The organism is Novosphingobium sp. 11B (assembly GCF_054589055.1).
In genome coordinates this window covers 45,851-55,784 of sequence record NZ_BAAILP010000095.1, presented here as the reverse complement: position 1 = coordinate 55,784, position 9,934 = coordinate 45,851, and the positions used below count along the sequence as shown (strand labels likewise).

Annotated in this window: 12 protein-coding genes; 5 read left to right on the top strand and 7 right to left on the bottom strand. The window is 67.1% G+C overall.

Annotation, left to right across the window (positions count from 1 at the left end; genetic code table 11):
* Nucleotides 1–129 precede the first annotated feature (129 nt).
* The 4 genes from ACYPYD_RS08785 to ACYPYD_RS08770 form a co-directional block, all read right to left on the bottom strand.
* Nucleotides 130–741, bottom strand: coding sequence for an RBBP9/YdeN family alpha/beta hydrolase (locus ACYPYD_RS08785; RefSeq protein WP_069707452.1), 612 nt, complete (start codon nt 739–741; stop codon nt 130–132).
* Nucleotides 742–878: 137 nt separating this feature from the next.
* On the bottom strand, nt 879–1,310 hold the full coding sequence (locus ACYPYD_RS08780; RefSeq protein ID WP_069709103.1) for a cytidine deaminase: 432 nt from the start codon (nt 1,308–1,310) through the stop codon (nt 879–881).
* A gap of 8 nt (nt 1,311–1,318) precedes the next feature.
* Nucleotides 1,319–2,035 carry a glycoside hydrolase family 25 protein gene (locus ACYPYD_RS08775; protein ID WP_069707451.1) on the bottom strand — a complete coding sequence of 239 codons (717 nt, stop codon included), beginning with the start codon at nt 2,033–2,035 and terminating at the stop codon, nt 1,319–1,321.
* Nucleotides 2,036–2,042: 7 nt separating this feature from the next.
* Nucleotides 2,043–2,525, bottom strand: coding sequence for a UPF0262 family protein (locus tag ACYPYD_RS08770; RefSeq protein ID WP_008829108.1), 483 nt, complete (start codon nt 2,523–2,525; stop codon nt 2,043–2,045).
* Nucleotides 2,526–2,770: 245 nt separating this feature from the next.
* On the opposite strand from ACYPYD_RS08770, the gene ACYPYD_RS08765 reads away from it, so the two are divergent.
* Nucleotides 2,771–4,285, top strand: coding sequence for a replicative DNA helicase (locus ACYPYD_RS08765; RefSeq protein WP_008832094.1), 1,515 nt, complete (start codon nt 2,771–2,773; stop codon nt 4,283–4,285).
* A gap of 149 nt (nt 4,286–4,434) precedes the next feature.
* The gene (locus ACYPYD_RS08760; protein WP_459662832.1) at nt 4,435–5,175 is read left to right on the top strand and encodes an SDR family NAD(P)-dependent oxidoreductase; all 741 of its coding nucleotides are present in this window, start codon (nt 4,435–4,437) and stop codon (nt 5,173–5,175) included.
* A gap of 4 nt (nt 5,176–5,179) precedes the next feature.
* Here ACYPYD_RS08760 and ACYPYD_RS08755 read toward each other — a convergent pair whose 3' ends face one another.
* The 3 genes from ACYPYD_RS08755 to ACYPYD_RS08745 form a co-directional block, all read right to left on the bottom strand.
* Nucleotides 5,180–6,685 carry an NCS1 family nucleobase:cation symporter-1 gene (locus tag ACYPYD_RS08755; RefSeq protein ID WP_459662831.1) on the bottom strand — a complete coding sequence of 502 codons (1,506 nt, stop codon included), beginning with the start codon at nt 6,683–6,685 and terminating at the stop codon, nt 5,180–5,182.
* A gap of 99 nt (nt 6,686–6,784) precedes the next feature.
* On the bottom strand, nt 6,785–7,306 hold the full coding sequence (locus ACYPYD_RS08750; protein ID WP_459662830.1) for a GNAT family N-acetyltransferase: 522 nt from the start codon (nt 7,304–7,306) through the stop codon (nt 6,785–6,787).
* The gene (locus tag ACYPYD_RS08745) at nt 7,288–8,469 is read right to left on the bottom strand and encodes an aminotransferase (RefSeq protein WP_459662829.1); all 1,182 of its coding nucleotides are present in this window, start codon (nt 8,467–8,469) and stop codon (nt 7,288–7,290) included. The genes ACYPYD_RS08750 and ACYPYD_RS08745 overlap by 19 nt, the downstream gene beginning before the upstream one ends.
* Nucleotides 8,470–8,717: 248 nt before the next feature.
* Here ACYPYD_RS08745 and ACYPYD_RS08740 point away from each other — a divergent pair, with 248 nt between their 5' ends.
* From ACYPYD_RS08740 to ACYPYD_RS08730, 3 genes are all read left to right on the top strand, one after another.
* Entirely contained in the window at nt 8,718–8,858 is a 141-nt protein-coding gene (locus ACYPYD_RS08740; protein WP_236727264.1) for a hypothetical protein, read from the top strand.
* Nucleotides 8,859–9,000: 142 nt separating this feature from the next.
* Entirely contained in the window at nt 9,001–9,246 is a 246-nt protein-coding gene (locus ACYPYD_RS08735) for a hydantoinase B/oxoprolinase family protein (protein ID WP_231958118.1), read from the top strand.
* 86 nt (nt 9,247–9,332) lie between these two features.
* Nucleotides 9,333–9,866: a hydantoinase/oxoprolinase family protein gene (locus ACYPYD_RS08730; RefSeq protein WP_459662828.1), complete on the top strand. Its 534-nt coding sequence runs from the start codon at nt 9,333–9,335 to the stop codon at nt 9,864–9,866.
* Nucleotides 9,867–9,934: the final 68 nt, after the last annotated feature.

Genomic DNA, 9,934 nt, shown 5'->3' with positions numbered 1-9,934 from the left:
ACAAGCTCAGCCTGAGCGGATTTGAGAGAATATCTCGATGCCGCTCAGGCTGAGCTTGTCGAAGCCCCCGCCGATGGCAGGTCCTAAAGACAGCCACTAGTCCCGGAGCAAGTCCGGCACGAAGACATCCTAGAACGCCGTTCGCCGGCGCTCCTCGCGAACCGTGCCGCTTGCCCAGTGCGGCTCGGCGAGTTCCACGCCCAGCGCACCGACGATGGACTGGAGCAGTACCCAGCCCTCGCCCCAGTCGCCGCGCGGCTCGTCGGCGATCGGGCAAGCCCCCCAGTCATTTGCCAGCCGCAGCATCGAGCGCTGTGCAGAACCGTCGAGATCGGCGACGAGGAACGAGGTGAACGGCAGCGGCTGGCGCGGGCAGGCACCGAAGGCGGCCAGGCGCGGGTCGGCGCCCGGAAGGTCCACGTTGGGCGCATCGACGATCAGCGCGCCGATTACGGGGCTTTCTGCCCCGGCCACCTCGAACTCCACCCACCAGGCAAGTGCCAGCGCGGCGATGTCGTCGGTCACGATCACCACCGGCCGATCGGCACGGCGGATCGCGAGGTTCAGCTTGTTCACCCAGGTATTGCGGTGCGGCTCATCCCAAAGGCCGAGTTCCACCACGCGGCAGTGCTCGCTCCACTGTGCCCAGCGGCTCATCCAGTGTTTGGGGGTAAGCGGCGTGCCGGGCACCAGCAGGATGAGCGGCGTCTCGCGTTCAGGTAAATTGCGAAGCGTTGCCATGGGAATCTCCAGTTGATCGAGCTTCCGCCGGTCGACTCTATGTGTCCCGACTGGCCTGGAGACTATCTCAACTTGAAAGGTAGACAATAGGACATGCGACGGATGGTGCCTGCCCGTCGCCGTGTGGGACCGGGTGTTCAGCCCAGGTTCGCAGGTCCGAAGGCGTAAGGCAGCAGTTCGGAGAGCCGGGTTTCCAGCACGCCTTCGGCGCCGTCGCACCAGACCACGGGGTCAGTGCCGCCAAGCTGCGCGATCTCGTTGATGATCTGGCGGCAGCGCCCGCACGGCGTCACCTGAGGCCCCTGCCCGGCCGCGCCTGGCGCGCCGCCGGTGACGGCCAGGGCCTGCAGCTGCGGCCGGTCGCCCGTCGCCAGAATCCCGGCGATCGCGACCGTCTCCGCGCAGAGCGACAGGCCATAGCTCGCGTTCTCCACGTTGGCGCCGGTCACCAAGGTGCCGTCGGCCAGCAGCAGCGCTGCCCCGACATGAAAGTTGGAATAAGGCGCATAAGCTCCGGCAGCGGCCTTGCGGGCGGCCGCCATAAGGGTGTCGCGGGTGTCGTCGTTCATGTCGGTAGTCATGGCAGCACGACTACCCAGCGCAGCCCCCCTTGCGCAACCTCGTTGGCGAGCGAATGGTTCGCCGTCCACATCGTCCAGGGCCGGCCCGCATAGCCCGGCTCGAAGCGATCCTGCACCAGCCACAGGTTACGGTCGAGCTTGTGGGCGATGGTGTAGCGCGATTGGAAGGCCGGCGTGACCTTGAGGATCACCGGCTTGCCCGCGTGAGTTTCGACCTGATTGAGGAAGGTCATCAGCTCGCTCTCGACCCGCGCGTCGGAGACTTTCACCGGGCAGTCGTCGGCCAGCATGTCGAGTTCGACGGCGGGCGGCAGCAACTTGGCGTCGCGCGGGACGGTGGTGACGAAGTTCGCCGCTTGCGTTCCCGCAGGCTGGCATGGATCGTAGCGGTGGAGCGCCCCCACCTGCATGCCCGCCGCCTTGGCCGCCTCGAAGTTGTCCACGAAGGCCGGATCGCGCGCGAAAGCGCTGGCGCTCGCGTCGATATAGGCGAAGTCGGCGCCGATGGCCTTTAGCGACTTCCAACTGACCTCGCCGTCATCGACGCCGATCTCGACGCCTTGTAGCGGGTAGACGGCGCGCTCCGGCGTCCAGTGACGCAAGTGCCACCAGCCCCATGCCCCGGCGACGATCGCCACGAGCGCGAGGGCGCCCAGTGCGCGCCACAACAGCCCCCTGCCGCCCGAAGCGGTCCTTGTCTTGCGTGCCACGATGTCCCCTTCAGCCGCGGATATGCAGGACGCAGATCAGCGTGAACAGCCGCCGTGCCGTGGGGTGGTCGGTCTCGACCTTGCCCTGCAGGCGTTCGAGCAGCAGTTCCGATGCCTCGTTGTGGATCGCGCGGCGGGCCATGTCGATGGTTTCGATCTCCTGCGCGGTCGCCTTGCGAATCGCCTGGTAATAGCTCTCGCAGATCGCGAAATACTCGCGGATCGGCCGCCGGAATCGGGCGAGGCCGAGCACGAGCGTCTCCAGCGCCGCTCCGTTATCGGCGGTGATTTCCAGCGACAAGCGCCCGTCCTGTACCGAAAGCCGCAGGCGATACGGCCCCTCGTGCCCCGCCTCTGACGAGCGCAAGGGCTTGAAGACATTGTCTTCTATGAGATCGAAGATGGCGATGCGCCGTTCCTGCTCGATATCGGCATTGCGCCACAGGATGGTCGCATCGTCGAGTTCGATGTGGGAGATACGCGGGTCGGCCATTACGGCACGCCCTTTACGCGGTTGCGGCATGGGCGGGCAAGTGGGCTTTGGATTGAGTGCGAAGGGGAAAACCCACCCCCAACCCCTCCCGCTTGCGGGAGGGGAGCGAGACTTGGGCCGCAGGCCCTAGTCGCAGCGGGGTGGGCAGCGCCGCGCACAGCCCACACACATCCACAGCTTGTGGATTAATATCCCTCCCCGCCTGACTTGTTCGCGCAGCGCTGCCGGAGCATTGTCCGGCGCTTATGGTCCAGCCTGTTGCCCTTGCCCGTACCGATGGTGCGGAAGTCCGAACCCTGCCCGCGAACGTCGAGGCGGAAGCCGCGTTCCTCGGCGCGGTCCTCATCGACAACCGCGTGATCGAGGAACTGCAGACCCCGCTCACCCCGCTCCATTTCTTCGAGCCCGTCCACGGCCGCCTCTACGAGCGCATCCTGCAGCTGCTAGACCGCAAGGCGGTGGTCACGCCGGTCACCCTGCGCCCCTATTTCGAGGCCGACGAATCGCTGAAGGCGCTGGGCGGCGTCGCCTATCTCGCCCGGCTTACGGCAGACGGCCAGGGCCTGCTCGCCCCGCGTGAGCTGGCCGAGCAGATCTACGACCTTGCCCTGCTGCGCGAACTGATCTCGGTCGGCCGCAATCTGGTCGAGAGCGCGATGGATACCTCCGAATCGGTCGAGCCGATGGAGCAGATCGAGCACGCCGAAGCCGCGCTCTACAAAGTGGCCGAAGGCGCCGCGACGCAGAACGAGGCCAAGAGCTTCGGCTCCGCCACCCGCGTCGCGATCCAGGCGATCGAAAAGGCGTTCAATTCGGGCGGCCACATCTCGGGCAAGACCACCGGCCTCACCTCGGTCAACCAGAAGATCGGTGGCCTTCACGATTCCGACCTTATCATCCTTGCCGGGCGTCCCGGCATGGGGAAGACCTCGCTGGTCACCAATATCGCCTTCAACACCGCGCAGCGCTACGTCGACGACACCGTGCGCGACGGCATGCCACACGAGAAGTCGGTGGGCGCGCCGGTGGCTTTCTTCAGCCTCGAAATGAGCGCCGACCAGCTAGCGACACGTATTCTGGCCGAGCAGTCCAACATCAGCTCCGAAGCGCTGCGCATGGGCAAGATCAGCCGTGAGGACTTCCAGTCGCTGTCCTTCGCCAGCCAGCGCCTTGCCGAACTGCCGCTCTACATCGACGACAGCCCCGGCCTGACGATCGCCGGCCTGCGCACCCGCGCCCGCCGCCTCAAGCGCCGCCACAACATCGGCCTCGTCATCATCGACTACCTGCAGCTGCTGTCCGGGTCGGGCCGCGCCAACGACAACCGCGTGAACGAGATTTCCGAGATTTCGCGCGGCCTCAAGACGCTGGCCAAGGAACTGGGCGTTCCGGTGATCGCGCTCTCGCAGCTCTCCCGTGCGGTGGAACAGCGCGACGACAAACGCCCGATGCTGTCCGACCTTCGCGAATCGGGCTCGATCGAGCAGGACGCCGACATGGTCTGGTTCGTCTACCGCGAAGACTACTACGTGAAGGCAACCGAGCCCAAGTTCCCCAGCGACACCGACGGCGTCGATGTCAAGGACAAGTGGGAGACCTGGCGCGCCAAGATGGAGGAGGTCACCGGCCTCTCCGAACTGATCATCGCCAAGCAGCGCCACGGCGCCACCGGCAAGGTCCGCCTGCGCTTCGAGGCGCGCATCACCAAGTTCTCCGACCTCGCCCCCGACGACATGCGCGCCGCATTCGAAAGCGACTGACCGCGCAAATCCTCCCTGTCGCGCGGCGATGGGGAGGTGGCAGCGCGAAGCGCCGACGGAGGGGGTAGTGCTTTCCCCCTCCACCCCCGCTTCGCGGCGGTCCCCCTCCCCATTGCGATGCAACGGGGAGGATGTCAGAACGAGAGCGCATGACCGAGACCCGCGTTCTCCTCATCGCCGGTGGCTCCGGCTCCATCGGCAGCGCCATTGCCCGCCTGGCTCTGGATCAGGGCTGGAAAGTCGCGCTTCACGGCCGCAGTCCCGAGAAGCTGCAGGACATGGTGGTCGATCTCTCCGACTTCGGTACGATAGACGGCTTCGTTGCCGACATATGGGCGGAGGACGCCGCCGAAGTCCTCGTTGCCGAAGTGGCCGAGCAATACGGCCGCATCGACGCGGTGATCGACTGCACCGCGACCGGCCCCCAGGGCATAACCGGCCTGTTTCCCGGCACTTCGCCGGGAGTATTCGGCGATTTCCTCAAGGTCTCGGTCGGCTGGATCGAGCGGCTGGCCCATGCCGCCTACGAACTTCTGGCGCAGCAGGGCGGAACGCTGATCGCCTTCGTTTCGGATGCGGGTATCTATGCGGCGCCGCGCCAGACGCTGATCGGCGCAGCACGGGCCGGGACCATAGGTTTCATCCGCAACTTCGCCGTCGAGGCCGCGCGCGACGGTATCCGCGCTCACGTCATCTCGCCGAGCTATGTCGAAGGCAGCGAGAGCGCGCAGCGCATGGGTTCCGAACGCATGGCCAGCGCAGCGCAGCGGGCGGGCCTCGGCCTCCCCACCGCCGAGGACATCGCTCCCCTGGCGCTGTTCCTGTGCGGTGACGGGGCGCGGCGGATCACCGGGCAGGTTCTGAGCGTAAACGGCGGCCTGAACGCCTGAAATATCAGGCCGTCTGCGGCTCCAGCATCAAAGGCGCGCCGCGTCCGCGCATCATCAGCGCATAGGACGCCAGCGCCACGCCCACGCCAACGAACCATGCGTAAGTGTAGATCACCGACCACACCTCTCCGAATCCGCCGAACAGGCCCGGCGCCGAAACCTTGAGGAAGCCCGGCACATTCGGCGCGATACCCAGCGCCAGCGCGATCAGCGCGCGCGGGTTCCAGCCATTGCCGTACACGTAAGGGCCGGTCTCGCTGTAGAGGCCCTCGACGTCCAGCTTCGTCTCGCGCACCAGCCAGTAGTCGGCGATCAGGATGCCGGTGATCGGCCCGAGCAGCGCGCCGTAGCCGGTCAGCCACGTGAAGATGTAGCCATCGGTACTGGCCATCAGCTTCCACGGCATGATGACGAGGCCGATCACCGCCGTGATCAACGCGCCGGTGCGGTAGGAAATGCGCGAAGGGCTCAGCGAGGCGAAGTCATAGGCCGAGCACACCAGGTTCGCCGCGATGTTGCACGACACCGTATCGACCGCGATCACGATCAGCCCCAGCAGCACGAACGGCCCCGACAGCGTGCCCGCCAGCGCTACCGGGTCCCAGATCGCATGACCGTAGATCACCACGGTCGCCGAAGTGGTCATCACACTGATCAGCGCGATCAGTCCCATCGTCGGCGGCAGGCCGAGCGTCTGGCCGATCATCTGGTCTCGCTGGGTCTTCGCAAAGCGAGTGAAGTCCGGAATGTTGAGCGCCAGCGTGCCCCAGAACCCGACCATGGCGGTCATCGACGGAAGCCAGACCGCCCAGAACTGCCCTTCCTTCGCTCCGCCCGGCCCGAAGGCGGACGGCGCCGAGAAGATCGGGCCGATCCCGCCGGCCGCATCGATCGCCCACCACAGCAGCGCCACGCACGCCACGATCTTGAGCGGCGCGGTCCAGGTCTCCAGCCGCCGGATCGTCAGCAGGCCCTTGCGCACGAACAGCAGTTGCACCAGCCAGAACGCCATGAAGGCCAGCAGCTGGCCCAGCCCGATCCCGAAGAACGGCAGCGGCGGGCCTCGAAGGTCCGCCCCGAGGAAAATGCCGAGCAGGGTCAGCAGGGCCTCTCCGCCGATCCACGTCTGGATACCGTACCATCCACAAGCGACAAGCGCGCGGGCGAGCGCAGGCAACCGCGCGCCCACGGTGCCGAAGGAGGCCCGCACCAGTACCGCGAAAGGCACGCCGTAGCGCGTTCCGGAATGCCCGATCAGCAGCATCGGCACGAGGATCACGACATTGCCCAGCACCACCGTCAGCGCCGCCTGCGTCGCCGACATGCCCTGCTCGATCAGACCGGCGGCAAGCATCCACGTCGGAACGGCGACCACCATGCCCACCCACAGCGCCGCGAAGTGCCACCAGCGCCAGTTTCGCTGCGTTGCGTCAGTGGGCGCAAGGTCCGCGTTCCAGAGGGTATCATCTCGTCCCGTGCCCCCGGCTGCCTGCGTCTGTGCGTGATCCATCTGGCCCCCACCGGTGTCTGGAAAGGACGAAGAATGCCGCAGCGCAGCATGGCGTCAAGCCCCTGATTTCATCGCTCTCCGGCAGACGGAGACGGGCTTTCAGATCGCGCGGCGCATGTACCGCGCGTCCGGCCCGTAGCTGGCGAGCTTGCGTCGCAGGGCTTCGTCCGCAGCGACCGCCGCAAAGCCCTGACCCCGCCAGAACGCCAGGGTGTCGTTGACCGAAACCAGCGCAACCTCCTGCCCGCCAAGCGCGCGCAGGTCCGCGAAAAGCCGCCGTACTGCGGGACCTGCATGTCCCAGTCCGCGCGCGTCCGGATGCAGGGCAAGATCATGAAGGTAGAACGCCTCGCGCTCGTCCGGCAACGTGCCGAGCAGACTGTCGAGTGGAGGGATGGCCCCAAGCGGCCACGGATAAGCGACGAGGTAACCTTTCACGCCTGCCGTCACCGGATCCGCCAGCACGAAGCAGCCCGGCGCGAACAGCGCGAACCGCTCGGCGAAACACGCCCGCGCCTCGAAATGGTCGGGGAACGCCGTGCGCGCCACGTCCACGACGCCGTCGATGTCTTCGGCGCGCATCGGACGCCAGCGCAGGACGCTCACAGGCCGCGCACCCATGCGGAGATCCGCTCCAGCGCCTCGTCGAGCACGTCGTCGGGCTTGGTGAAGCACAGGCGCACGATATGGCTCGGCGCGCCTTGCCCGTTCTGGCCGCTCTCATACAAGGCGCTGACCGGAACCGTAGCCACGCCCGCCTCGCGCAGCGCCCGCTCGCTGAATTCGCGGTCGGTCAGAGCGATGCCGGATGCGGCGAGGTCGATGCACAGGAACCACGTCGCCGCGTTAGGCAGGACGGTTAGCCCCGCCGCCTCCAACCCCGCCTTGAGCCGGGCACGGGAAGCCGCCCAGTCGGCGTGCAATCCATCGAGAATGTCCGCCCGCTCCAGTCCTTCGGCGACGGCCCATTGCAGTGGAACCGCCGTCGTGAACGTGAGGAACTGGTGCACCCGCGCGAGCGCAGAACCGAGGTCTCCCTTCGCGGCCATCCAGCCGATCTTCCAGCCGGTAAGGCCGAAGATCTTACCCGCCGAGCCGATCTTCACGACCCGCTCCGCCATGCCTTCGCAGGCCATCAGCGAGCGATGCGCCGCGCCGTCGAAGCGCACCTGCTCCCACACCTCGTCGCAGATCGCGACAAGATCGTGCCTGGTGCAGAACCGCGCGATCATCGCAAGCTCATCGACGCTCGCCACGGTGCCAGCGGGATTGAGCGGATCGTTGAGCATGATCGCGCGCGTCCGGGGCGTCACCGCCACCTCCAGCGCCGCCGCATCGTAACGGAAATGCGGCGGTTGCAGCAGGACCGAGACGGGTACGCCTCCAGCCCGCCGCACCATCGGCGCATAGGCGTCGTAAGCAGGCTGAAACAGGATCACCTCGTCGCCCTCCGACACCAGCGCCAGCACTGCGGCGGCGATGGCCTCGGTGGCGCCGGACGTGACGACGACCTCCGAGGGCGCGAGTGCCAGCCCCTGCGTGCGCGCATAGTGGGCGCAGACGGCCTCGCGCAGCGCGGGAAGCCCGACACCCGGCGGGTACTGGTTCGACTGTTCATGTAGCGCCCGCGCCGCCGCTTCCAGCAGGGGCGCAGGTGGTGGGCCATCGGGGAAGCCCTGCCCGAGATTGATCGCGCCGGTCTCGCGGGCGAGCGCGGACATTCGCTCGAACACCGTCGTGCCCATTTCGGCGTAGACGGGATGGATGCGGGGTCTCGTCTTCATCGCGGGATAGGCTCCGATACACTGGCAGGCCCGGCCGATAGCGCCGCCTTTCGTAAAATGCACGCCGCCCGGCGCGCTTTGTCGAGAAGACAATCGCGCCCGCACGTATCCCGGGCCCGTCAGGGAGGAGGAAGAGGCAGGCATGTCCTATGAGCTGAACCGCAGGCTGGCCGGGCGGCAAGCTCGCCGATCATCACCAGTCGAACGAGCGCAATGCCGCGATCGTCGATGCGCAAGGCCAACTCGCGATGGGGGCCGTAGGCACGCCGCACCTCACTTTCGTGAACCAGATGGAGACGCGCTGGGTCCTGATGAACCGGGAGCGCTACGACTGGGGGCGGGCGACGTGTTCCTCGCCAACGACCCCGACCATGGCGGTGGCCACCTGACGGACTAATGCGTCTATGGACCGGTCTACGACGGGAACGGCGAACTCGTCTGCATCCAGACCCCGCAAGCGCACCAGGGTGATGCCGGCGACAAGAACCCCGGCGGGTTCTCGCTCGACGCCGCCGACCTGTTCGTGAAGGCGTGATCTATCCCTGCCTCAAACTGGTCCACCGGGGCAGCCTGCGCCGCGACGTGTTCGATACCGTGGTACGCAACAACCGCTTCCCGAGCTTGGCCGGAGACCTCGCGGCGATGATCCGCGGGGTCCGGCACGCGGTGGGGATGCTTAACGCGCTCGTGGCCCGGTGGGGGGTCACAGGTCGCCCGCGCGGCGATCAACCAGTCCATCGCCCAGACCGAGCGGCGCGTGCGCGAGGAAGTGGCTAAATGGCCGGACGCCGGGGTCGCTCAACGTCAAGCAGTTGCTCAGGCACACTTCGGCAATGGCGGGGATGGTCTCGGTCGAGCACCCCATGAGCGGCCTGTGCGGCGGCGGCTTCGGCCCGGCGCTGCAGCGCGATCCCAAGGCCGTGAAGAAGGACGTCCTCGACGAATACGTCAACCTCGAAGCGGCGCGCGCCAAGTACGGCAGGGTGCTGACGGGCATGCACCACCGCTACCTGATCGGCGTGCCCATGGTGAAAGTGGAGACGCTGGGTGCAGGCGGCGGCTCGATCTGCCACGTCAACTCCGGCACGCTGCAGGTCGGCCCGCGCTCGGCCGGCTCGGAGTCCGGACCATCTGCTACGGGCGCGGCGGCACGGAGCCGACCGTCACCGATGCCCTCGTCATGCCGGGCATCCTGTCTACCGTGGAAGGCTTTGCGGGCGGCAGCCACCCGTTCGCGCGGCGGTGTGGCCCCTCGCACTTCCCGCCATCGCCGCGCCAACCTCGGCCGGGGCGTTGCGCAAATGCCGATCCACTTCGGACGCGATCTCCTGCCCGGCATGGCGATCGCCGGGCCTGCCATCATCGAGGAGACCACGATCGTCGTCTATCCCGGTTGAGCGGCGCAGATCGACGACGCAGGCGACTACCAGCTCGTCCGCCGCTGACGCCTTTCCCCAACATCGGA